The sequence below is a fragment of the Chryseobacterium sp. JAH genome, assembly GCF_001507335.1.
Classification (GTDB): Bacteria; Bacteroidota; Bacteroidia; order Flavobacteriales; family Weeksellaceae; genus Chryseobacterium.
The window spans coordinates 433,896-456,237 of the sequence record NZ_LMAH01000002.1 but is presented as its reverse complement, the minus strand read 5'-3'; the positions used below and the strand labels follow the sequence as shown (position 1 = coordinate 456,237).

The 22,342-nt window shown below is 35.4% G+C and carries 22 protein-coding genes and 1 pseudogene; 12 read left to right on the top strand and 11 right to left on the bottom strand.

Annotation, left to right across the window (positions count from 1 at the left end; genetic code table 11):
* Window positions 1–111 precede the first annotated feature (111 nt).
* From AR685_RS05720 to AR685_RS05710, 3 genes are all read right to left on the bottom strand, one after another.
* Window positions 112–522, bottom strand: coding sequence for a 5-fold beta-flower protein (locus AR685_RS05720; RefSeq protein WP_047442669.1), 411 nt, complete (start codon window positions 520–522; stop codon window positions 112–114).
* Window positions 523–923: 401 nt separating this feature from the next.
* Window positions 924–3,347: a TonB-dependent receptor gene (locus AR685_RS05715; protein WP_082671890.1), complete on the bottom strand. Its 2,424-nt coding sequence runs from the start codon at window positions 3,345–3,347 to the stop codon at window positions 924–926.
* 5 nt (window positions 3,348–3,352) lie between these two features.
* A complete protein-coding gene (locus tag AR685_RS05710) occupies window positions 3,353–3,793 on the bottom strand; it encodes a MarR family winged helix-turn-helix transcriptional regulator (RefSeq protein ID WP_052187670.1) in 441 nt (146 codons plus the stop codon).
* Window positions 3,794–4,384: 591 nt separating this feature from the next.
* Between AR685_RS05710 and AR685_RS05705 the strand changes: the two genes are divergently transcribed.
* The gene (locus AR685_RS05705) at window positions 4,385–4,819 is read left to right on the top strand and encodes a cold-shock protein (protein WP_047442671.1); all 435 of its coding nucleotides are present in this window, start codon (window positions 4,385–4,387) and stop codon (window positions 4,817–4,819) included.
* 391 nt (window positions 4,820–5,210) lie between these two features.
* Here AR685_RS05705 and AR685_RS18220 read toward each other — a convergent pair.
* Window positions 5,211–5,348, bottom strand: a pseudogene (locus tag AR685_RS18220) (DNA polymerase beta superfamily protein); the annotation flags it as partial.
* Between the two features lie 335 nt (window positions 5,349–5,683).
* Entirely contained in the window at window positions 5,684–7,078 is a 1,395-nt protein-coding gene (locus AR685_RS05695) for an RtcB family protein (RefSeq protein WP_047442672.1), read from the bottom strand.
* A 269-nt stretch (window positions 7,079–7,347) separates the two neighbouring features.
* Here AR685_RS05695 and AR685_RS05690 point away from each other — a divergent pair, with 269 nt between their 5' ends.
* The 4 genes from AR685_RS05690 (at window position 7,348) to AR685_RS18325 (ending at window position 9,441) form a co-directional block, all read left to right on the top strand.
* Window positions 7,348–7,680: a HopJ type III effector protein gene (locus AR685_RS05690; RefSeq protein WP_047442673.1), complete on the top strand. Its 333-nt coding sequence runs from the start codon at window positions 7,348–7,350 to the stop codon at window positions 7,678–7,680.
* A 117-nt stretch (window positions 7,681–7,797) separates the two neighbouring features.
* Complete coding sequence (locus AR685_RS05685) at window positions 7,798–8,058, top strand: hypothetical protein (protein WP_228376393.1); 261 nt, start codon at window positions 7,798–7,800, stop codon at window positions 8,056–8,058.
* 170 nt (window positions 8,059–8,228) lie between these two features.
* Window positions 8,229–9,251, top strand: a complete 1,023-nt coding sequence (locus AR685_RS05680) for a helix-turn-helix transcriptional regulator (RefSeq protein WP_059123979.1) — start codon at window positions 8,229–8,231, stop codon at window positions 9,249–9,251.
* A gap of 58 nt (window positions 9,252–9,309) precedes the next feature.
* A complete protein-coding gene (locus AR685_RS18325) occupies window positions 9,310–9,441 on the top strand; it encodes a hypothetical protein (protein WP_262483873.1) in 132 nt (43 codons plus the stop codon).
* A gap of 50 nt (window positions 9,442–9,491) precedes the next feature.
* Here the strand turns inward: AR685_RS18325 and AR685_RS05675 are convergent, their stop codons facing one another.
* Complete coding sequence (locus tag AR685_RS05675; protein WP_059123978.1) at window positions 9,492–10,682, bottom strand: DUF1501 domain-containing protein; 1,191 nt, start codon at window positions 10,680–10,682, stop codon at window positions 9,492–9,494.
* 34 nt (window positions 10,683–10,716) lie between these two features.
* Window positions 10,717–12,090: a DUF1800 family protein gene (locus AR685_RS05670; protein WP_059123977.1), complete on the bottom strand. Its 1,374-nt coding sequence runs from the start codon at window positions 12,088–12,090 to the stop codon at window positions 10,717–10,719.
* A gap of 240 nt (window positions 12,091–12,330) precedes the next feature.
* On the opposite strand from AR685_RS05670, the gene AR685_RS05665 reads away from it, so the two are divergent.
* From AR685_RS05665 to AR685_RS05635, 7 genes are all read left to right on the top strand, one after another.
* Window positions 12,331–12,894 (top strand): membrane protein, encoded by a 564-nt coding sequence (locus AR685_RS05665; RefSeq protein ID WP_047442678.1) that lies wholly within the window; start codon window positions 12,331–12,333, stop codon window positions 12,892–12,894.
* A 113-nt stretch (window positions 12,895–13,007) separates the two neighbouring features.
* The gene (locus tag AR685_RS05660) at window positions 13,008–14,063 is read left to right on the top strand and encodes a glucokinase (protein WP_047442679.1); all 1,056 of its coding nucleotides are present in this window, start codon (window positions 13,008–13,010) and stop codon (window positions 14,061–14,063) included.
* Between the two features lie 143 nt (window positions 14,064–14,206).
* Window positions 14,207–14,773, top strand: a complete 567-nt coding sequence (locus AR685_RS05655) for a YceI family protein (protein WP_047442680.1) — start codon at window positions 14,207–14,209, stop codon at window positions 14,771–14,773.
* 78 nt (window positions 14,774–14,851) lie between these two features.
* Window positions 14,852–15,463: a YceI family protein gene (locus AR685_RS05650; RefSeq protein WP_047442681.1), complete on the top strand. Its 612-nt coding sequence runs from the start codon at window positions 14,852–14,854 to the stop codon at window positions 15,461–15,463.
* A 286-nt stretch (window positions 15,464–15,749) separates the two neighbouring features.
* Window positions 15,750–16,391: an alpha/beta hydrolase gene (locus tag AR685_RS05645; protein WP_059123976.1), complete on the top strand. Its 642-nt coding sequence runs from the start codon at window positions 15,750–15,752 to the stop codon at window positions 16,389–16,391.
* A 142-nt stretch (window positions 16,392–16,533) separates the two neighbouring features.
* Entirely contained in the window at window positions 16,534–17,880 is a 1,347-nt protein-coding gene (locus AR685_RS05640) for an ammonium transporter (protein WP_047443048.1), read from the top strand.
* 245 nt (window positions 17,881–18,125) lie between these two features.
* A complete protein-coding gene (locus tag AR685_RS05635) occupies window positions 18,126–19,544 on the top strand; it encodes an L-serine ammonia-lyase (protein WP_059123975.1) in 1,419 nt (472 codons plus the stop codon).
* 93 nt (window positions 19,545–19,637) lie between these two features.
* Here the strand turns inward: AR685_RS05635 and AR685_RS05630 are convergent, their stop codons facing one another.
* The 4 genes from AR685_RS05630 to AR685_RS05615 are packed head-to-tail and all read right to left on the bottom strand — an operon-like array spanning window position 19,638 to window position 22,290.
* Window positions 19,638–21,026, bottom strand: coding sequence for a serine hydrolase domain-containing protein (locus AR685_RS05630; protein WP_059123974.1), 1,389 nt, complete (start codon window positions 21,024–21,026; stop codon window positions 19,638–19,640).
* Window positions 21,027–21,034: 8 nt separating this feature from the next.
* Window positions 21,035–21,604 carry a YIP1 family protein gene (locus AR685_RS05625; RefSeq protein ID WP_059123973.1) on the bottom strand — a complete coding sequence of 190 codons (570 nt, stop codon included), beginning with the start codon at window positions 21,602–21,604 and terminating at the stop codon, window positions 21,035–21,037.
* 2 nt (window positions 21,605–21,606) lie between these two features.
* Window positions 21,607–22,011 carry a PH domain-containing protein gene (locus AR685_RS05620; RefSeq protein WP_047442686.1) on the bottom strand — a complete coding sequence of 135 codons (405 nt, stop codon included), beginning with the start codon at window positions 22,009–22,011 and terminating at the stop codon, window positions 21,607–21,609.
* A gap of 6 nt (window positions 22,012–22,017) precedes the next feature.
* The gene (locus AR685_RS05615) at window positions 22,018–22,290 is read right to left on the bottom strand and encodes a DUF2089 family protein (protein ID WP_047442687.1); all 273 of its coding nucleotides are present in this window, start codon (window positions 22,288–22,290) and stop codon (window positions 22,018–22,020) included.
* Window positions 22,291–22,342: the final 52 nt, after the last annotated feature.

The following is a 22,342-nucleotide window of genomic DNA, read 5'->3' as shown; positions in this document are numbered from 1 at the left end:
TTAAGCTAAAACAAGTAAAATCATCTAAAATTTCAAATCTTTTCCCGCTGTGCAAAGCCTCCAACTTTAAGCATTATAGTATTGATTATATAATTTTTACAACACTTCTCACTAATCAAATTTAAAAAAGAAATAAACGACAGCAGCCCATTCTTTCTTAATACCCTTTGCATATCCAATTGTACTGTGACTACTGCTTTCCACGGTTCCATCATCTTTAATGTAGCCGATTGTTGAACGACTGCTGTTTTCTACCGTTCCGTCTTCTTTAATGTAACCAACAGTAGAACGACTTTGATTTTCGATAGTGCCATCGCTTTTAATATATCCAATCGTGCTGCGGCTTTTGTTCTCAATCGTTCCGTCGTTTTTAATATAACCTACTGTAGAATGACTGCTGTTTTCTATTGTTCCATCGCTACTGATGTAGCCTATAGTACTGCGACTTCCTGATTCAATGGTTTGTGCGGTTAAAAGGGAGAGGTTGATGAGAAGAGAAGAAATCAGGATATATTTTTTCATGGTTTTTTAACTATAACGCTAACTACAAATATAATTCTTAACTGTAAAAAGGTAGAGAAGACAAAAGTATTAAAAAAACTAATGTCTGTTTTTAAAAACAAACAGCCCCACTTAAATTTCAATATGGTTGATCTTATAAAAAAGAGGGACAATTTGGAAGCTTCTCTTAATGAACAGGGCAAAGAAACGCCTGAAAATCAGGAGTTGGCAGAGTGAAAAATACCAAAATGTAAAAGCTGTATTTTTACTTTTGAGAGACGAAAAACGACATAAGTAGTTTTACTTAATCTGAAAATAGTGTTTCCACGTAGCATTTTTCTGATGCTAACTCTTTGTTTTTTAGTAAAAATAAAATGCCACCGGAATTGCAGTGGCATTGATTTGTAAAAGAAGAAATAAGGCTATCCGTTTCCGATTCTCTGTTTTAAATCATCGGCACCGCCTGTTTTTCTTGGTTGTCCGTTTTTAGATGAGCCAAAATTATAGGTGTAAGAAATCGTCGCCACTCGTGTTTCTCTTCGTACAACAAAGTTTTCTACATAATTTGAGTAGATATTACTGGCTTCGGGATTGCTTGTAAAGAAGATATCGTTGATGGCCAGTTTGAGTGTACTGTTATTTTTAAATTTCTTTTGTGCGCCAATGTTCAGATACCAGTTCGGTTTCAGATTCATGTACGCATAAACTTCTCTGGCTCTGTAATTTCCTGTAATCTCTCCCGTAAAGCCATTTCCAAGTTTGAATGAATTGATGCTGTTTACATTAAAGGTGAAATTACCCTGATTTTTAATAGAGGTGTCAGCGATATTTCCTGTGTAACTTCCATAGTAGAAATTTGCGCTGTTGTTCATATCCCACCATTTTGTAACTTTTACGGGCACAATCAAATAAAGTCCGAAGTAAGATGCAGAACTCAGGTTGTCATTGGTTTGTACTACAACGATGTTTCCATTTTCAACGGTAGGTTTAAGAACATCTGTGATGTTGTCAGACGTTTTACTATAGCTTATCGTTGCAAAATATTTATTATTGAGACTGTACGTGAATTCATAATTCATCGTTGTCTGCGGATTAAGCTCAGGGTTTCCCGCTTTGTAAGTTGTAGGATCTAGATAGAATTTAAAAGGATTCAGCTGATTGTAGCTGGGTCTCGTAATTCTTCTGCTGAAATTTAATTCAACATTATTTTTTTCGTTCAAATCATAAGAAAATACCGCGCTCGGGAACAATTGAGTGTAATTTTTTTTGTTAATTTCATTGGTGGTCAACTGTGTTCCCGTTACATTGGTGTTTTCCACTCTCAAACCGAAAGTAGTGCTGAATTTGTTCCATTTTTTCGAAACATTTCCATAAACGGCATTGATGTTTTCTTCATAAATAAAATGATTGGTTTTATTGGGATCTAAAATGTTTGTTCCCGAATTTGCATTAAAAAACTGCATATCATTGTCGGCTTTTACAAAACTTGTCTTTACACCGCTTTCCAACTTCCATTTATTAGAAAAGACTTTTGTAAGATCAGATTTTAGCGAAAATATATTCAATTTTCCACTGATGTCGCCTTTTAAAATATCTGAATTTTTTAAACTTCCGTCTAGGTTATAAGTTCTCGTGTCAAAATTCTGAAGTGACGTGTTAGCATAATTAATATAATCAAAATCTGTCATTATTTCGGAACCCAGAGAATCTATCGTGTATTTATGATTTACATTAAATGAAGCGTTTTTCCAGTGGTCATGCGAACGGTTTTGAGAGGTGAATGTATTTTCAGGCAGACTGTTACTTCCTAGAATTGTGGTGGCATTATCACCTTTAGGATCAAATTTATTGCTTACAAAACCTACAGAAAATCCAATAACGTTCTTGTCATTCAGATAATAATCCATCCCGGCTTTTGCGATGTGATTTCTGAAATTAAATTTTAAAAAATTATCCTGTAAGTAAGTCTTTTCAAGATTTTGGCTTTCATCATAAAACTTTCTGTCTAACACAAGATGATTGTAAAATTCTCTGTATGCATAACCATAGTTTGCAAAAAGATTGACTTTCTTGTTTCTGTGATTGATGCTGAAATTATTATTGTTTTTAATGAATTTACCTGTACCCAAAGCTACGGAAGCGCTTCCGTTAGTGCCTTTTCTCTGATCTTTTTTTAATTTGATATTAATGATTGATGTTCCTGCTGCATCATATTTAGATGAAGGATTGGTAATGAATTCCACCTTTTCTACACTTGAAGCAGGAATTCCGCGTAGGTAATTGGCAAGATCAGTTCCGGTCATCGGGGTATTTTTCCCGTCAATCTGAACCAGTAAATTTCCTTTTCCTCGCAGGCTGATATTATCACTTGCATCAATATTCACTCCCGGTGCTTTTTCAAGAACCTCAAAAGCCGAATTTCCTGTTGCAGCAATACTATTTTCTACATTCAGAATCATTTTGCCTTCCTGTCGCTCGATATACGGTTTGGTTTTGGTGATGACAACGCCTTCTATGGCTTTTTCGTTGAGTTGAATAATTGGCAGGGCATTATTTCCTGTTAGGGAAAGTAGTTCAGATTTATATGTTTCAGTTCCATTTTTATTGATTGTGACATAATAATTTCCTGAAACTAGATCACCAAAAGAGTAGCCTCCGTTTTCATCGGCAATCTCTGTTTTTACCAATTTGTTGTCAGCATTAAAAAGATTGATTTCAAGCTGATTCATTTGATCAGATTTAATGATACCTGAAAGTGAAAATTTCTCTGTTGTAGTCTGTGCTGAAAGATTGTCAACGAATAAGGACATCAGCAGGACAAAAATGAATAGAATAATTCTTGCCATGGGATTTATTTTTTGAGGTTATTACAGTTTTCTGAGATTTTAGCCAATACAGCATTCGTGATTGCAAGTTCACTATCTGAAATATTTGCCAATGCTATTTTTCTGTTGCTTTCTACTAAAGTCTGCACTTCGGTGATGATTTTCTTTCCGGAACCGGTCACTTTAAGATTGGTTTTTCTGCGGTCTGTAAGATGGGTATCTCTCGTGATAAACTCTGATTTCACCAGCAGATCTATAATTCTTGTGACAGAAGCATTGTCTTTAAAAACAAGATCTCCAATTTCGTTTTGTGTAATCCCCGGATTTTCCAGCAATGCTTTGATAATAAGCCATTGATCTATTGTGATCTTAAAGCCATGAGCTCTCAGCTGTCTTTGAGCGTAGCTTCTATATGATCTGATGGCTTTATCGATATTGTAAAAAATGATTGAGTTTAATTTTTCCATGAAATTTTTGGTTAAATGATTAATCAATAATTGATATATCAATTAATTAGTTGTCAGTGTTTTTATTTTGTTACGGATGATTTTTAAAAAAATAAGTTCAATATAATGAACTGTAAAAACCTGAGTATGCATTTTATCAATAGAAATAAACTGAAATTCAATTATTTAAATAATAGTCTTCAAAATCCGTGGAATTGTCGTATATTTGCATTATAATTAAGAAGAAGGTTTCTGCTTTTCTTCAACTTTTACAGTTGAGAATACTCTTTATCCCTCAGTTTTCTTTATTCTGACTGCCGTCTTTTCACTTTTATTTTTTCTAAATGAATAGCTGTGCCGGCAAAATGAATCACCAATACTGACAATTTATTCAGACTCCTTTTAATTCTTTCAGAGAGCTGAAGTGGTTACAAAATCAAAAAACTTTCTGGTAACGATCGTAAATTCTAAAAAATTTATTATCTTAATGCAGCGGAATCATTAGAAGAATTCAACAGAAATCTTCAGTGATGATAAACAATACCCTTTGATGAAATTATAATAAATCATCAAAATTTAAATTCAAGAATAACAATTAATATACAATAATATATGGCGGATTCTTTCTCAAAAAAAGAAAACTTTAAGAAAAAATTACAGAAGCAAAAGGAAAAAGCGATTCGTCGCGAAGACCGAAAAAACAGCAATGACAAAGGGAAAAGTCTTGATGATATGATTATGTATGTAGATGCAAACGGTCAGTTGACAAGTACACCTCCCGATAACAGCAATGCAAGTGTAATCGATTTGGATAATATTCAGTTGGGTGCAGCTCCTATTCAGGAAGAAGATCCAATCAAATCTGGTATCGTTACATTTTTCAGCGACAAAGGATACGGATTTATCACAGAAGATAATTCTAAAGAAAATGTATTCTTCCACAGCAACAACTGTGTGGATATCATTAAGAAAGGGAACAAAGTATCTTTCGAAAAAGAAAGATCACCAAAAGGTTTCTCTGCAATCAATATCAAAATCATCAGATAGTTTTTTTAAACTATATATAAAACAAAACCGCTTCAGTAATGAGGCGGTTTTCTTTTTATGCATAAAGATTTTCTCTTATTTCTACTAAAATTTCCGTCGATTTTTCTAAATTGGGATATTCAGGAAGAGATGATTTTGAATGGTAATATTCAATCGACTGAATCAATCCTTCGGCTTTTTTCATTACATTATCGTACGACCAGTTTCCTGCTTTGATATCTAATAATTCATCACGGTTTTCTACACGGATATTTAAAGAATTGGTTTTAAAAATCTGTTCGCACGACTGCAGCAATCGAATCGTGTGCATCATGTTTTTGCTGTCGTAGTTTTGTCCGTGGTTTTGGTTGACGTTGTACCGGTCTTCGTTTCGCTCCGAAACCCATCTCCAATATATGAAACGTATGTCATAATCGCTGTCAGGAGATGCAAAACCCCAAGGCCGGCTTCCAGATTCTACGGCAAGAAGTATTTCTATGTTTCTTTTTGCTTCTATTTCTTTTAATTTTTCTAGTATTTTTGGTGTCATTGTCGTTTTTTATTTGGTTAAGCGTCAATGCGCAATTTTTTAAAGTCTTCAAACTATAAGTCGCAAAAATTTCATCCTCGATAAAATGAGTTGTCTGTAAATTGGTGAGTTTGATTTCTTAACTTATTAATATAACATAGGAAAATGAAGCGTTAAGAAAATTAAAAATTAAACCGTTAAAAAATTCCCACTGTTTGAAGAGCAACCAACATCTTGAACCGAAGAACTCATCTTGAATTCGCAAGTTTGGGAATTTTAGGATTAAATTTTAATTTTTAGCGGAAGTTTCCAAGTCTTGATTTTTTGTTTCTTTTGTATTAAGACAAAAGAAATAATTATGCTTTTCTAAACTTCTTCTTCCTTTTCCACGGCGCATTTTTCTGCACATCACCCGCCATAATACATCCATAAGGCATCACTTCGTCCAGCACTTCACACAATCCGTATTCTTCGATCTGAGCTCTCACGTTTTTGGCGCTTTTATAAGCAGTCGGAAGTTCAGAAATATCAATTTCATTCGAGAAGAATCGGATATCTAATCCTTTAGTTTCTTCTTCAAAAACATCTTCAATGGTCTTATGAGCCAGTGATTTTTTATGCTGCGTTCTGCTGAAATTTCTTCCTGCTCCGTGGGGTGCAAAACCAAGGTTTCTCTCATTGGTTTTTCCCTGAACAATTAAAACAGGCTCTGCCATATTCAGCGGGATCAGTCTTGGTCCTGTAATATCAGGCATGAATTTATCGTCCAACGGAGTAGCTCCTTTTGCATGGTAAAATAAATCTCCGTCTTTGAACACGAAGTTATGTTCGTTCCAGTATCTTTTTTGTTTTTCGGTATTAAGTTTCTCCAACACGGCATTATGAATGGCTTCGTGGTTTTCTTTTGTCCATGCTCTGATCAGCTGCAACGCTTCCCAGTAGGATTGTCCTTCTTCAGTTTCGTAGGGAATCCATGAGTTTTCCTTCAGGGTTTCTGGTGAGATTTCCATTCTGAAACGGTTGGCTACTTTCATTCCTTTATCGTATAAAGCGGCTCCCGGTGCTCTTGAACCGTGATGGGTAACCATCATTGTGTTTCCGGTGTTTTTGGAAGTCCCTACAAAAAGGAAATGGTTTCCGTCGCCCTGAGTTCCCATGTGTGAACGGGCAATGCTGATCAGTTTTTCGTCGTTCAGGAAGGAATTTTCTCTGAAAGCATCCATCAATTCCTGAGACATGGGCATCTGTTCTCCTCTCGGTCTTCCGCCGTATCCGAAATGGGTGATCGAGTGGGCAGCGTCTAGGACCTCTTTAGGATCAGCCTTTCCAAAGTCGGTCAGCATTACCGAACAGCAGATATCTGCAGAGTGAAATCCGGGATGAATCGCATTTTTCGCCACAACAACTCCACCAACGGGAATCTGACCTTCAGGACCTGTCGGACAGGCATCGGGCATAATGGCTCCACTGATTAAGGTTGGCGTTTTCATTAGCACTTTCATAGTGTTGATGACTTTTTCCACGTTGTCGGTTTCGTTGGCATGTTCCGGGCGGATGTTGATGATAAAATCTTTCGGCTCAGCGTGCAAAGGAATGGGATCCGGAGATCTGAACTTTTCAAGGTAGATTTTCATCTCGTTTTCATTGAGTTGATTTTCATTGATATGTTGGATGGCCTCGTTGAACCATTTTGATGGTCTGAAGCCTAATTCGATTAAGTGGTTTCCGTTGATGGTGCTGAATGTATTCATGTGTTTGTTATTTGATAATGCAAAGTAATCGGGTAATTGCGCAATGTTTTTGCGTAGATGAAATTATTTTCATTATTTTTGAGAAATTTTTAAACAATTTTTCTTTACCCCAACCCTAAAGGGAGGAAAAATTGCTTAAAATTTAATCTAAATCACTTCCTTTAGGGTCGGGGAAATGATTTTGATTAAATTTTTTATAGTCAAACATTTACTTAAGAATCTCATGTGGTTTTTAAGTCTTTTCAATTTTAATATTAAAATAAAAAATTATGTTATTCGAACAATTAGAAAAATCGGCAGGGGAGATTCAGTTTAATGATGTTATTGCATTTATTGATGAGCATTATGATTTTACTCCTACAAAGTTTACCAATGGCAGTACTGTCAATGAAGCGGGGCAGAACAATGGTTCATGTAAAGTGTTCAGTTTTGCGAAGCTGAATGATTTGCCGAAGGAAGATACACTTGCTCTTTTCGGTGCTTTCTACAGAGAAGATGTTTTGAAAAGCCCAGAAGGGACGGATCATCAGAATATCAGAAATTTTATCGAGTATGGCTGGGATGGGGTTTCTTTTGAAGGGAATGCTTTGAAGAGAAAGTAGATTGAGATTTTGCCTGCTTTTCAGAATGAAAACTAAACAGTAATCATGCAGTACAGAAAAGAAAAATTGTTCTGTAATAGGAACTTTAAACTTATTACAGATTTAAATGAATTCAGAATGTCATTATGGATTAACGGTTTCGGACTGGAAAACGCATTGACAGGTGAGGAAATTATTCCTGTGATTACGACTTTTAATCTCGATGATATTGAAGAGGTTGACGGAGAAGTTTTGAAGATAAAGTTCAGAATTTATCCGGATGGCTCGAAATATTATGCAGTTGAAATACATCCATTTTTAAAAAGCTTTGTGTATGAAAATGAAACGTACTCTACGGATGTTTTTTTCAAAACGATTACGGGGGAAGAGTGGAAATAGTGATGATAGGAGATTGTAGCAGTACAATTTTCTTGAATGATTCGTGTAACGACCCCGTTAAAAAAAATATCAGATTTTTTGCAACCCCTCCAGAGGAGGGGAATTTTCACGCGATATTATTTTAACATTAATCTCAGCTTCAACCTTTACCTTAATGAAAACTTTACTGTATGTCATCGAATAAAAACGCTTTGATCCGTTACAAAACTTTAGATAAATGTTTGAAGAATAAGTATAAAAAATATACGCTGGAAGATCTGATGGACGAATGTTCTGAAGCTTTGTTTGAGTTTGAAGGGAAAGAAGCTTTTGTGAGCAAGAGGACGGTGCAACTCGATCTGCAGAATATGCGGAGTGAAAAGTTTGGGTATGAAGCGCCGATTGAAGTTTATGACAGAAAATATTACCGCTACAGTGATCCTGATTACAGTATTCATCAAATTTCTGTGAATGAAAATGACCTCAAAGCGATGAATAATGCGGTGCAGATTTTAAAGCAGTTTAAAGATTTTTCGATGTTTAAGGAGATGAATGGGGTGATTCAGAAACTGGAAGATTCTATTCATTCAACCAGTCAGAAATCGATTATTCATCTCGATAAAAACGAGCAACTGAAAGGTCTGGTGCATATTGATATTTTGTATGAAAGTATTTTAAATAAAAAGGTTTTAAAGATTTGCTATAAAAGTTTTAAGGCAAGGGAATCGAATATTATTACCGTTCATCCGCAATTGCTTAAGGAATATAATAACCGCTGGTTTTTGATCTGCTGGCACAAAAAAGCGATTTACAATTTGGCTTTAGACCGAATGGAAGAAATAGAAATTGATGACCAAACAGAATACATTGACAAGGATTTTGACGCGGACCGTTATTTTGCTGAAGTGATCGGAGCGACCGTTTCTGAAACTCAGCGACCGCAGAATGTGATTTTTATCGTGACTACCGAGCATGCGCCTTATGTAAAGACCAAACCTTTTCATCATTCTCAGGAGATTATAAGCGAAGACCAAAATGGAACGACTTTTAAAATCTGTGTGCAGCTGAATTTTGAACTGGAAAGAACGATTCTGGGAATGGGGGAGTTTCTGACTGTGCTTGCGCCACGAAAACTGAAAAAGAGAATTGCGAGAAGCATCAGAATTGCTTACTCCAATTATCAGGATCAAAATTCAATGACTGAAGGATCGTAATTGGAGGTCATTAGAAAATTGGCTTGAAACTTGTAATTGTTTTTGAAATAAAAATTTTATGAAATCAAGAATATTAAAAGCAGTACTAGCAATGGTTGTTCCCATTGTCATTGAATATGTTATTAAGAAATTTACAGAAAAGAAAGAAGAAGTGAAGGATCCTAATAGACAGATTCCTTCGCCACACTAATAATTAACCGATTAAACCTTGAGCCTTACAGACGAATTGTAAGGCTTTTTTTATACAAAATCATACACACCATTTTTCCAGCTAAGAACTTTTGATGAGTCTGCATTGAGCCAGTTTTTGAGAATAGTTGCGTAGACTTTTCTGAAATCTTCGGTGTAAATTAAATCTCCTTCATTCAGATTTTGCAGGTCAGGTAGAGCATTAAGAATTCCTTTCTTTTTTAAACCACCGCTGATGAAAAACATCTGATTGGCAGTTCCGTGATCGGTTCCTTTGCTGGCATTTTGAGCCACACGACGACCGAATTCAGAGAATGTCATTAATAAAATATCATTAAACAGTCCATTGGCTTTCATATCTGCCACAAAAGATTTTACTGCCTCGTTGATTTCTCCGAACAGTTTTTGCTGCCTTTCATTTTGATTGACGTGCGTGTCAAAACTTCCTATTGAAAGATAGTAAACCTGCGTATTGATGTCAGACTTAATCAGTGAGGCAACGGTTTTGAAATCTTTTCCAAGTTTTGAATTGGGGTATTCTTGAGTTGATTTTTTTGCTTTACTTTTTTCGAAAATGTAATCGGCGTTGTTGATCGTTGATCCTAAAGTTTTGTATAAGTAAGAAACCGTTTCGTCATCATGGTGGTGGTCACTTTCATACAGTGATTTGAAATATTTTTCCTGGCTTGTCTGGTAGAGTTTTTTTGGATCTTTAAAGGCAAAAGCTTTATTGTTTTCGCCTTTTAATGCCAAACTCAACATGTCATCAACTTCCAAAGCCTGAGTCGGATGCTCACATTGATAACATTCTTCATCCAAAAATCTTCCGAGCCATCCTGTTTCGAGAAACTCGTCACTTTTGCTTGCCGAATGCCAGATGTCCATGCTTCTGAAATGGGATTTGTCTGGATTGGGATAGCCTACATTATTCATCACGGAAAGCTCACCACTGTCAAATAATTCTTTAAAATAAGATAGCGCAGGATTGATGCCGGTTTCGTCATTTAAAGCTAAAGAATCATTGATCGCAATATTGTTTCTTTCTTTAAAATAAATATCATTTTTTGTTGGGATGATCGTGTTTAAACCGTCATTTCCACCTGTGAACTGAAGGACGATCAGTATTCTCTGATTTGGATTTAATGCATTATCTAAAGTCATTGACTTCAGAAAATTGGGAACAAACAATGAAGCTGTTGCCAACGAACTTATCTTTAAAAAGTCTCTTCTTTTGATGATCATAATTTCTTTGCTTGGATTTAATAAAACTAAATTCTCACATCAACTGATACTCTGGTGTCGACATCAGGTTGATCACATTCATTTTGATACTCTGATCTGAAAATTGTTTCACGGTATTCATATCTAAAGATTCTGAATTGACGATCAGATAATCTTCCGCTTTTTTCTGAGATAGAGCTTTGTCAACTTTGCTCCAATCGATTGTTGTATTCGGATTTTTAAAACTTTTATTTAAAGCTTCCCGGGATTTCATTCCCATATCCATATCATCGTCTTCCTTTGCAGAATATTCCATCGGTCTCAATCCCGACCAAATTTGCGGAATCTGCAGTCGCAGCATCAAGGTCGAACTGTCAATCCAGGATTTTCCGTTGGGCCAGCCTGATACGTTGGGTGGATAAAGCAGCATTTGCCCCAAAAGCTTTTGATAAACAATAATGTTTTCGGGATTTTGAATGTCCATCGGCAGCATTCTCATCATTCCTGCAAAAAGCTCGGTAGGTGATTTTATTCTGTTTCCGATATTTTTTTTATCGTAGAACCATGAACTTGAAAAGATCTCGGTCATTAGTTTTTTGATATCATATCCTGCTTCATAAAAGTTTTCACTAAGGTTTTTGATGATTTTTAAATCAGGCTTTTCATTAACGAAGAAAGTATAAATCTTGGTCGTAATAAATTCTGCTGTAGCTTTCTGCTCCAAAATGATATTCAAAATATCGTCTCCGGTGAAATTTCCGGTTTTCCCGAGAAAAGTTTTTGAGCCGGTGTCGTGAAGTTTCTTTCTTTCGTTAAAATTTCCTTCTTTATCATAACCCCAACCTGTAAATGCTCTTGCGGCTTCACGAATATCAGATTCTGTGTAATTTCCTCTTCCCATTGTGAAAAGCTCCATGACTTCTCGGGCAAAATTTTCGTTGGGATGATCTTTTTTATTCTGTTGATTATTAAGGAAATTTAGCATTGCAGGAGAGCGGCTCACTTCGAAAAGCAGCTCTTTGAAATTGCCTAAAGATTTTTCACGAATAACATTAAGAAGCTGCTGATTGAATTTGGGATTATTGATTCTCGTTGCGAAATGTCCGTGCCAGAAAAACGCCATTTTCTCTCTAAGCTGCTCTTTGCTGGTGGTCATTTTTTTCAGAAAATTCAAATTAAGCTCATTATTCTGCCTTTGATTCACTTTTTGGATTTCCCTTTTTTGCTTGGCCGTCGCTGTTGGATCAGTATATTCTAAAGGTTCTATATCAGAGGTTTCGTAGGCAATAGGTGAGAAGCTTTCTTCGCTGAAAACTTCTTTCAAAATGGTCTTAACGTTGTCATCTTTAAGGCTATCTACCTGATCGATTCTCGGTCCAAAACCGGCACGCCATAAAAGATGTTTGTTATTGATGAAAGAAGCAGCCATAGTCGTGATTTTATTTTTTTGATGAGTAAAGACAGAAGAGGTTAAAACATATAAACAATTTGTAACGATTATTTATTGTCCCTCGTTATGTAAAGTTAAACATCAATTTAATTTTTAGTGAATTTAAGTGATTGATTTGCATGATTTTGTAGTATTCATAAGGCTTGATATTTATATAAATGAATTACTTGGCATGATTTTTACATCTCACACCTCAGTAAAATTATAAAAATCAGAGTTATGAAAATGTTTAAACAAGCCATATTAGGTGCTGGAATATTGACAGCAGGTTTAGTAAGTGCACAAAGTGCTCAGATGAACAATATGATTAAAGTGGGAGTAACTGGAGGTATTGCGGTTCCTTCAGATAACGTTTCTGCAGCAGCAGGTGTAGATGTAGCATATCAGAATTTAATTACTCCAGGATTCGGTTTAGGTATCGCCACTGGGTATACTCACTATTTTGGAAAAGACAACAACGGGTATGATAATAATGATGTTGGGGTAGTTCCTGTAGCGGCGCTATTCAGAATTTATCCTAAACAGACTGGTTTCTATTTCGGAGCTGACCTTGGTTATGGGTTTTTAGTGGGTGACGATAAAGTTGCTTCAAACTCTACAGCAGACCGACCAGACGGAGGTTTCTACCTAAAACCTGAGATTGGATACCACAATAGAAATTGGAATTTTTTCCTGCAATATCAGAAGGTATTCTCTGGAAGTACGGGAGATGTAGTCGATCAAGACTATAATGTGGGAAGCATCGGAGCCGGATTTTCTTACAACATTCCTTTAGGGAAATAATTAAAGGGATTTTAATTGATTGTAAACCAAACCTTTTCGAGTTTTTGAAAAGGTTTTCTTTTACCTAGCGAGAATTACCAAAACAATTATTATATTTGATAAAATTAGCGATTATGAACTTAAATCCAAAATTTCCACTTTTTTTGCCAGGAGTAAAAAACAGCAGTAACGATAATATTTCGATCATTGGTGCCAACCTACGCGAAGATGTTACTACGATCGCTTATTATATTTCGGGTGATGGTGGAATTGAAACTAAAATTCAAAAAAATTATCCTACTAAAGAATATTCTGCATTTTCTGAAATTCTTACCCAGTTTATTCAGGAAGAGCAGCTAGAAAATGTAAAACGTTTAGGTATATCTGTACCGGGACCGGTTTTGAACGGTAAAAGTGCTCCTGCAAGACTGGGATGGAGCTTAGATATTGAAGAATATAAAAATTCATTTGGATTTGAAGATGTAACGATGCTTAACGATCAGGAAGCATCTGCCTATGGTATTGCGTTGCTTGAGGATAGTGATCTTGATGCAATTTACAGCAGTGGTCATTTGGAGAAAGGAAATGTTGCTATTTTAGCACCTGGAAACGGTTTGGGTGAAGCAGGATATTTCTTTGACGGAAAATACCTGAGACCTTTCGCAACGGAAGGTGGTCACTCAGAATTTTCTCCTCGTACAAATGTGGAAGTAGAGTTTTATCAGTTTTTAAATAATATCTACGGAATTGTAAGTTGGGAAAATGTTTTATCTAAAACAGGTTTGTTTAATATCTACAGATTCTTAAGAGATGTAAAAAGACATCCGGAACCGGAATGGTTATCAGATAGATTGACAAATGCCAACGGAAACTTTACTGAAGAGATTTTCAAAGCTGCTGTTGAAGAAGATGTAATGATCTGCAAAATTGCTTTAGATACATTCGTAGAGTTTTTGGCAAGAGAGGCAAACAATCTTACCTTAAAGTTAAAAGCGACAGGAGGTTTGTTGATCACAGGAGATATTCCGCACGTTATCAAACAATATATCAATAAAGATAAATTCTACGAGAAATTTAAAATCAGTGATAAGATGGAAGATATGTTAAAGAACATTCCCATTTATCTTATTAATACAGATAGCACAAGTATTGATGGTGCTGCACTTTACACCGCTTATTATAAAGACTAAAAATACAGCTCCGAAGAAATTCGGAGTTTTTTTATGGATGATTTTAGTCATGAAAATATTTTTAGGAATTGATGTATATCAATGAAAACTACCAATTAAGATAATTACATTTGCAGCAGTAAATTATTAAACAATTTTTATTCATGAAAAAAATATTTTTATTAGCAGTTTTAGCTAGTGGTTTGGCTTTCGGGCAGTCTAAAAAAGTAGTGTCATCTGATGTTCACTGGTGGGGGTATAAAGTTGCTAAAACTGAATCTAGTTCTCACGATGGAACGGTTAAAGTGAAATCTGGTAACATGATCGTAAAAGGAAAAGAACTTGTAGGTGGTGATTTCGTTTTAGATATGAATTCTATCAATGCTACAGATCTTTCAGGAGAATACCAAGGTAAGTTGAATGGCCACCTTAAAAACGGAGATTTCTTCGAAGTTGAAAAATTCCCGACGGCAAGTTTCAAAATTACTTCAGTAAAGAAAAACAGTGATAAAGTATACAATAAACTTGTTACAGGAAATCTTACCGTAAAAGGAAAAACAAGTGCTGTTTCTTTCCCTGCGAAGGTAAATGTCGCAAATGGAGTAGTGAGTTTAGAGTCAAATAAATTCTCTTTCGACAGACAAAAATTTGATGTTGCTTACAAATCTTCAATGAAAGATGTTTTTGTGAAAGATGATATAGATATGCTGGTAAAAGTGACCGCAAAATAATTTAATCAAAAAAATATTATTAAAAGTGTAGAAGTTCTACACTTTTTTTTATTTTTGTTGAATTGTAAATAAAAAAGAATGAAAAGATTATTATTGTTTGTGATGATGTGTGCGAGCATATCGTTTGTATTTGCTCAAAAAAAAGGAGATAAAATTTCTAAAGTAATCACCTCTGAGATCAAATGGTGGGGACACAAGGTTGTAAAAACCAAAGCTTCTTCTCATTATGGAAGTCTGAAACTGAAAAGTGGGAAATTTAATTTTGATAAAACTGTCCTTGTTGACGGTGAATTTGTAATCGACATGAGAAGTTTGGTGGTAGCAGATCTTTCTGGTGCAGATCAGGTAAAATTGACCAATGAATTGAAAGGAACCAATTTCTTTGAAGTTAAAAAATTCCCTACTGCAAAATTCCATTTGAAAAAGATTATTCCTTTGGCTAACAGCGAGTACAATTCTACGATTGTAGGAGATATTACAATCAAAGGGATCAGAAAAACAATTTCGTTCCCTGCAAACGCTCATATTACGCAGTTTACGGTGGAAATTGAGTCTTCGGTATTCTCATTGAACAGAAAAGACTTCAGAATTTTCTATCAAAATTCTCTAAAAGACTATTTTATCAAAGATGAGATGGATATCCAATTTAAGGTTTCTACTCAGAAAATTGATAATGCAAGACCTTTATAAGGTTAAAATTTTCATAAATCATCATGCACAGCTTTCCTTAAGCTGTGCATTTTTTTATTTTAGTACTACTTAATCGATTTGTAATAAAAAGGATGTTAAAAATAACAACTGCTCTAAAAACTTTGTAGACTTTGTTCGTAATCGCCTTTACCAATTATTTTTATTTAATGTACAGGTGTGGCGAATTTCACGGACGAACTTAGAAGGACTAAGAATGAGAAATTTTTAGCGAATTTCACCTTAAAAGAAAATATTTTGGTTTCAATAAAAAAATTTAAAAGTACAGATGAAAATATATGTAGTAAGTGGTCTCGGAGCTGATTTTAAAGTTTTAGAAAAATTAAAATTTCCTGAACAGCATGAAATCGTCTTCATTGACTGGATGATTCCCAGCGTGAATGAAAATTTTGCAGATTATGTCGGCAGAATGGCTGAGAAAATAGATGCTGCAGAACCTTTTTATTTGTTGGGCTATTCTTTTGGTGGAATTATCGTACAGGAATTAAATAAACTGAAGCCAGCGGAAAAGGTAGTTATCATGGGAAGTATAAAATCTGATAAAGAAAAATCCCGATTGATACGGGCTGGAGAAATTACAAGGCTTCCCAAAATAATGCCTGTCAGCTTTTTCAGTGACCGCACTACAACTTTCTATTCTGTAGTAAGAAAAATGTTTGATCCTAAAAATCCACGAATAACACAGTATTTTAGAGTACGTGATCCGTACTATCTAAAATGGTCTGTCGAAAGAATTTCAGAATGGAAATTTGAAGAAAACCCTAATGTTATTCAGATTTTGGGCGATCGAGATATTGTTTTTCCCATAAAAAACTCAAAACCCAATTATGTAATCAAAGGAGGAACTCATCTTTTTCCAGCAACAAAATACAGAGAGGTGTCAAACTTATTGAATGATATTTTCGTTTGATTTTTCAAATTGAATACCAATTTAATGGGGTTGTTTTATTTTAATTGATGTATTTTGAAAATTTATATTTAATTTTGTGGGGGTTATTGTAAATTTAACTGATTTTAGTTTTGATATCTCTTATAATCTTAAATATAAAAATATGAAAGTTGGCTTAAAATGGAAAGTCTCATTTATCATTATTGCTTTAGTAGCCATTGGCGGTCTATTTTGGAAGCCTAGTGTTGATTTTCCAAATACCGGAGATTTTTTAGGTCAGGAAAATATTGTAGGTTCTGATGTAGCATGGATTTTGGCTGCAGCTGGACTCGTTCTCCTAATGACTCCCGGACTTTCATTTTTTTACGGCGGAATGGTAGGCAAAAAGAATATGATTTCTACCATGCTGCAAAGCTTTATTGCTTTAGGAGTAATTTCTATTTTGTGGATTGTAGTTGGGTTTTCTCTGTCTTTTGGAGATTCTTTAGGATTTGAAATTGACGGCGAGCATTATGGAATTATAGGAAATCCTTTTACCTACCCATTTTTCAACCACGTGAGCGTTTATCCTCATAAAACCATGGCTTCTACGATTCCTTTCATCTTATTTGCTTTGTTTCAGATGAAATTTGCAGTGATCACTCCTGCTTTGATTACGGGTTCTTTTGCGGAAAGAGTCCGTTTTATTTCTTACCTGTTATTCATGGTGCTTTTCAGCCTCTTTATCTATACACCTCTTTGTCATATGGTTTGGCATCCTGAGGGTCTTTTAAATAAATTTTTCGGAGTCAAAGATTTTGCAGGAGGAACAGTTGTTCACATGAGTGCAGGTTTTGCAGCGTTAGCAGGCGCGATTGTTTTGGGAAATAGAAAAAATCCGCATCACGAACCTTCTAATATTCCTTATGTAATTCTCGGAACCGGAATGCTTTGGTTCGGTTGGTTTGGCTTTAATGCCGGTTCGGCTTTAAGTGCTAATGCAACAGCAGCTATTGCGTTCGGTACGACAACCATTGCCTCAGCTTCTGCGATGATGACGTGGATTTTTTTTGACAGAATAAACGGTAGAAAGGTGTCTGCTCTAGGTGCCTGTATCGGAGCAGTTGTCGGTCTGGTTGCTATTACTCCCGGTTGTGGCTTTGTTTCGATTCAGGAGAGTCTATTTATAGGTTTTATTTCAGCAATTGTATCTAATTTGATGCTGAACTGGAAAGCTTTGAAGAAAATTGATGATACTTTGGATGTTTTTGCCTGTCATGGAGTAGGAGGGATTATGGGAATGATTCTTACGGCGATTTTTGCGCACGGTGAGAATGCAAGTCTTCTTCATGGTGGAATTGGTGTTTTTGCCCATCACATGACTGCGCTGCTGCTGGTTTCGGTTTTTACTTTTTTTGGTTCGCTTTTATTATATAAAATCACTAATAGAATCATCACACTGAGGGTTTCTGAGGAATCTGAAAATATAGGATTGGATATGTCTCAGCATGAGGAAAGCCTGAAATGGTAATTGGGTTTTACTTATTTTCATTCGGGCAGCTTTTAACCGCCTTCCACTCCCGCTTTTTTGCTTCCGCTTCGCTGCAGCAAAAAGAGCTCCGTTCAAGTCGGGCTGCGAAATTTGTCCAGAGTTCAGGAGAGGTTTACGAAAACTGAAAATTGTTTGTGTTAGATTTAGTTGTAAACCATTTTTAACATTTCATTTCTTTAGAATTTATCGTGTATATTTGCTTTTCATGAAAATGAAAATCACGTATGGAATCTATATCGGTTTTTGAAATTATTAAAGTAGGAATTGGGCCTTCCAGTTCGCATACAATGGGACCTTGGAATGCCGCATCAGCGTTCATCAGAATTATAAAAAGAGAAAGATCAATCGCCGAGGTAAAAGAAGTTTTCCTGGAATTCTTCGGTTCACTGGCAAAAACAGGAATTGGTCATGGTACTGACATTGCTGGGATGCTTGGTTTAAATGGAGAAGATTTTAAAACCATCAATACCTCGAAGATTGACGAAATAGTAGATCAAATTAAGATCACTCAGATTCTTAATTTAGGTGGAGAAAAACAAATCCCTTTCGTTTACGGGCATCATCTAGTGCTCAATATGTCCAAATCTTTAGACTTTCATCCTAACGGAATGATTTTTAAAGCCGTCTTTGAAGACGGAACAGAACTCATGCAGGATTTTTATTCTGTAGGTGGAGGTTTCATCGCAAGTCAGGAAAAAAATTCTATCGAGAAACATTGCGTCCGTACTTTGTACCCCTGTCATCACGGTTCGGATATCGTCAAATATTGCGATAAATTAGGTCTTGATAAAATGTCAGATTTAGTTTTTATCAATGAAGAAAGCTGGAGGACAAAGGAAGAAACGAGAAAAGAAGCTCTCAATATATGGGAAAATATCAAAGAATGTATCTACAAAGGTGTTAACAAAGAAGGGGTATTGCCTGGAGGACTCAATGTGACAAGAAGAGCTGCCGGAATCAACAGAAAACTTCTGGGTACTGAGATTTATAAAAACAAAGATCAGTGGTTTCAGCAAGTCGTTGATGCCGAAGAAAACTTCACGAATATCAACAAATGGATTGCCTGTTTTGCACTCGCTGTGAATGAAGAGAATGCCAGTTTCGGACGAATCATTACTGCGCCCACCAACGGCGCAAGTGGAGTGATTCCTGCGGTTCTGATGTATGCACAGGCTTTCACACCCTATACAAGTGATGATGATATTACGAGATTTTTATTGGTTGCGGGAGAAATCGGAACTTTATTTAAGAAAAATGCAACAATTTCAGCAGCGATGGGTGGTTGTCAGGCAGAGGTTGGAGTTTCTTCAGCAATGGCTGCAGCAGGCTTAACAGAAATTCTTGGCGGTAGCGTAGGTCAGGTCTTGATGGCAGCAGAAATTGCCATGGAACATCATTTAGGCTTAACCTGTGATCCGATCAGAGGGCTGGTGCAGATTCCTTGTATCGAAAGAAATACAATGGGTGCGATGAAAGCGATTACTGCTGCGAATATTGCACTGGAAAGTGATCCTGCCAAAGCGAAGGTGAGCCTCGATCAGGTGATTCAGACAATGTGGGAAACTGCCTTGTCGATGAATGACCGTTTTAAGGAAACTTCTGAAGGTGGTTTAGCTATTGCCGTGAATGTTCCAGAGTGTTAAAATAAAAAATTTATTAAAAAATATGCGGACGTTTCATTGAAACGTCCGCATATTTTTTAGTGAAATGTTGATGATAGTAACGGTAATCTTTGCTTACTTGATTTTCGCAAATTCATAGTCGACTCCATATAAAAAACTGAGAATTGCAATCGCAAATTCGTTTCCTGCAATACCGATTCGATCAGCATTCAGTGAATACGATATTGAAAGGCCATCTTCACCATTATAAATCATAAGAGAATTTGTTCCGTAAGTTCCGCCGCTGTGACCTACAAAAATTTTACTGTGAAAAGGAACCACTGCAAGTCCTTTTCCAAATCTTTTACCATCGGGCATCATGGATTGTAATGATGTTTCTGAAACTAGTTTACGGTTAAAAATAGCATTGATGATAAGATTTAAATTATACGGTGTCGTAGCGATATCACCAACACCCACAATATTGCTGAATTCAAAATCTGTAATGGGGATCCAATTTTTGTCATAAGAAAATGATTGATAAACATTGCTGGGTTTTTTAGATGCAGTGTAAAATTGCTTTAATTGTAATGGTTTTATGATGGATTGATCTAAATTTTCTTCGTACGATTTATTGGTAATCTTTTCTAAAATTTTTGCTAACAAATAATATCCGGAATTTGAATATTGCTGATTGGTATCCGGCGTAAATTGAGAACCTTGTTCAATAATTCTCTTGATAATCTGTTGATCGGTTGTCTTTTTTTCGAGCCATCTCACTTCGTTTTTCCCCTGAACATAGTCGCTAAGTCCCGAGCTGTGGTTGAGCATCTGTGAAATTGTAATTTGATCTGAATTAGGAATTTGCGGGAAGAATTTTGAAAGTTTATCGTCGATATTCAGTTGTTTATTCTCAATCAGATTAAAAATCATAATTGCCGTCATCGTTTTGGTAATAGACCCGATCTGAAATGTCTTCTTGATACTTTTGAAATCAGGAAGATTTTTTTCACCGAAGTTTCGTTTGTAAATCTCTTTTCCGTCTTTAAATATTGATATTTCGCCAGCTTCTGCATTATTTTTTTCTAGGTAAGAAAGAAAATCTTCAATCTTTAATAAACTTTCTGCAAGATTTGAAAGTTTCAATATCTCAAGATTTTTGTCTTTATTTTTTGATTTGTCAAACGGCTTTAGAGTCAAAGGTAAAACCATGCCATTTTGATTGAAGGTACCAATGATTTCAGAATCTTTCAGTGTTCCTTTAAATTTAGCGTTCATTGCTGAATTTTCAAAACTCAATTCATTATTCACGAACGTTGTTTTATCAATCGGAATTCCTGCAGCACCCTGTAACGGACTGTCTAAAGTTGAACTGTAAACATTATTTTCATGTTTAACATTTATTATTAATGGTAGTTTGGTGCCCTGAATTTCCAGTTCTCCCATCCATGAGCCAACGATTTGCTGCGAAAAAACTGAGTTAAAAATAAATAAGCTCAGGAAAAGTAAAACTTTGTTTTTCATATTGTCAGTTATAAAAGTTGCAGAGTTAGCATCATGGTGATCAGCAATATAACAAAGATCACGATGTGGGGCCAGTTTTTGAGATTTGTAGCGGTTTTGAAACCATTATAAAGGATAGCTAATCCATAAGCAGAAATTGCTAGTGAAAAGAAGGAATTTACAGTGATTATTAGAAGTGTGATTGGTTCTATTTCATACGTTTGATTTCCCACAGAATCAAGAATTTGTTTCTGCGCATTTTTAATCAGCGGAATTTCGGATAGAAGCAGAAGAAAGATAACGGTGATTTGTGATATGAAAATGGGATTTATAATATCAATGAGTCTGGTTCTTTTGTTGATAATTTTCCCGAAAATAAAAAATACCACAATATTTAGAACGTAAATAGCTAACGTTTCTAAAATAATCTTCCATAAAGCGTCTTCGGGACTGATAAATCTAAAATGGAATAAACTGTCTGTCTGGTAGCCGAAAAAATACGCTATCAGAAAAACAACTGTTACAGAAGCAAGACCTGCAAAAAGCAAACTCTTATCATCAAATCTTAAAAAGGGATTAAAAATAGTTTTCCAGTTCATATTTATTTTTTTACAGTAATATTGGGATTTAGTTTAAGCAATTCATTTTCGAAGTCATTGAAGTTTTTGGGTGAAATAATGATACTACCGTTTGTGAAATAAATTTCTACTCGACCAATAATGCTGGGAGCCGGCGCAGACATTATATTACCGGTTTTTTCTATTTTGTAGATGTCATTTACTTCAATTTTTGTGGTTCCGAAAATCGAATTCTTCACATACAAAAACTCTGCATCAATCTTGTATCGAATGGTTAGCATCATCATGATTATCGCTGCAAAAATTGCACATGGTACCAATATGATCTCCCAGCTTCCGTTTTTAGCTTCTAAAGACATCGGTAACAAAATAATCAGAAAAATAGGAAGTATCAGTTCCCAACCAATTCTTGCAGGTATATTTTTCATTACTGGTTAAGATTTGTCGTTTAATCTTTTTATTTTTTCAATCAGATCATCCATTTTATTTCTCATTGTCGGGTAGGAAAGCTCGGCTTGTTTGGCCATTTCTTTGATGCTCCCGCTGGAAAGAAAAAAATTGAGAATGAAATCCTGCTCGTCACGCGCTAATTTCAGAAGCACAGGAAGCTCGTAATTGCCGTTGACTTCAGTTTTACAATCAGGACATTTCATTTGGCTGACCTGAAGAGTGTGATCGCAACTTGGACAAATTATAGGTAACTTCATTCAGTTTTATTTTTGTAAAAGTAATAATATTTTTAATAAAGTTAAAATTTAT

Excerpts from the sequence above, each read along its gene's own strand:
- AR685_RS05720 (WP_047442669.1), bottom strand. The coding sequence starts at position 522 with ATGAAAAAATATATCCTGATTTCTTCTCTTCTCATCAACCTCTCCCTT.
- AR685_RS05715 (WP_082671890.1), bottom strand. The coding sequence starts at position 3,347 with ATGGCAAGAATTATTCTATTCATTTTTGTCCTGCTGATGTCCTTATTC.
- AR685_RS05710 (WP_052187670.1), bottom strand. The coding sequence starts at position 3,793 with ATGGAAAAATTAAACTCAATCATTTTTTACAATATCGATAAAGCCATC.
- AR685_RS05705 (WP_047442671.1), top strand. The coding sequence starts at position 4,385 with ATGGCGGATTCTTTCTCAAAAAAAGAAAACTTTAAGAAAAAATTACAG.
- AR685_RS05695 (WP_047442672.1), bottom strand. The coding sequence starts at position 7,078 with ATGAATACATTCAGCACCATCAACGGAAACCACTTAATCGAATTAGGC.
- AR685_RS05690 (WP_047442673.1), top strand. The coding sequence starts at position 7,348 with ATGTTATTCGAACAATTAGAAAAATCGGCAGGGGAGATTCAGTTTAAT.
- AR685_RS05685 (WP_228376393.1), top strand. The coding sequence starts at position 7,798 with ATGTCATTATGGATTAACGGTTTCGGACTGGAAAACGCATTGACAGGT.
- AR685_RS05680 (WP_059123979.1), top strand. The coding sequence starts at position 8,229 with ATGTCATCGAATAAAAACGCTTTGATCCGTTACAAAACTTTAGATAAA.
- AR685_RS18325 (WP_262483873.1), top strand. The coding sequence starts at position 9,310 with ATGAAATCAAGAATATTAAAAGCAGTACTAGCAATGGTTGTTCCCATT.
- AR685_RS05675 (WP_059123978.1), bottom strand. The coding sequence starts at position 10,682 with ATGATCATCAAAAGAAGAGACTTTTTAAAGATAAGTTCGTTGGCAACA.
- AR685_RS05670 (WP_059123977.1), bottom strand. The coding sequence starts at position 12,090 with ATGGCTGCTTCTTTCATCAATAACAAACATCTTTTATGGCGTGCCGGT.
- AR685_RS05665 (WP_047442678.1), top strand. The coding sequence starts at position 12,331 with ATGAAAATGTTTAAACAAGCCATATTAGGTGCTGGAATATTGACAGCA.
- AR685_RS05660 (WP_047442679.1), top strand. The coding sequence starts at position 13,008 with ATGAACTTAAATCCAAAATTTCCACTTTTTTTGCCAGGAGTAAAAAAC.
- AR685_RS05655 (WP_047442680.1), top strand. The coding sequence starts at position 14,207 with ATGAAAAAAATATTTTTATTAGCAGTTTTAGCTAGTGGTTTGGCTTTC.
- AR685_RS05650 (WP_047442681.1), top strand. The coding sequence starts at position 14,852 with ATGAAAAGATTATTATTGTTTGTGATGATGTGTGCGAGCATATCGTTT.
- AR685_RS05645 (WP_059123976.1), top strand. The coding sequence starts at position 15,750 with ATGAAAATATATGTAGTAAGTGGTCTCGGAGCTGATTTTAAAGTTTTA.
- AR685_RS05640 (WP_047443048.1), top strand. The coding sequence starts at position 16,534 with ATGAAAGTTGGCTTAAAATGGAAAGTCTCATTTATCATTATTGCTTTA.
- AR685_RS05635 (WP_059123975.1), top strand. The coding sequence starts at position 18,126 with ATGGAATCTATATCGGTTTTTGAAATTATTAAAGTAGGAATTGGGCCT.
- AR685_RS05630 (WP_059123974.1), bottom strand. The coding sequence starts at position 21,026 with ATGAAAAACAAAGTTTTACTTTTCCTGAGCTTATTTATTTTTAACTCA.
- AR685_RS05625 (WP_059123973.1), bottom strand. The coding sequence starts at position 21,604 with ATGAACTGGAAAACTATTTTTAATCCCTTTTTAAGATTTGATGATAAG.
- AR685_RS05620 (WP_047442686.1), bottom strand. The coding sequence starts at position 22,011 with ATGAAAAATATACCTGCAAGAATTGGTTGGGAACTGATACTTCCTATT.
- AR685_RS05615 (WP_047442687.1), bottom strand. The coding sequence starts at position 22,290 with ATGAAGTTACCTATAATTTGTCCAAGTTGCGATCACACTCTTCAGGTC.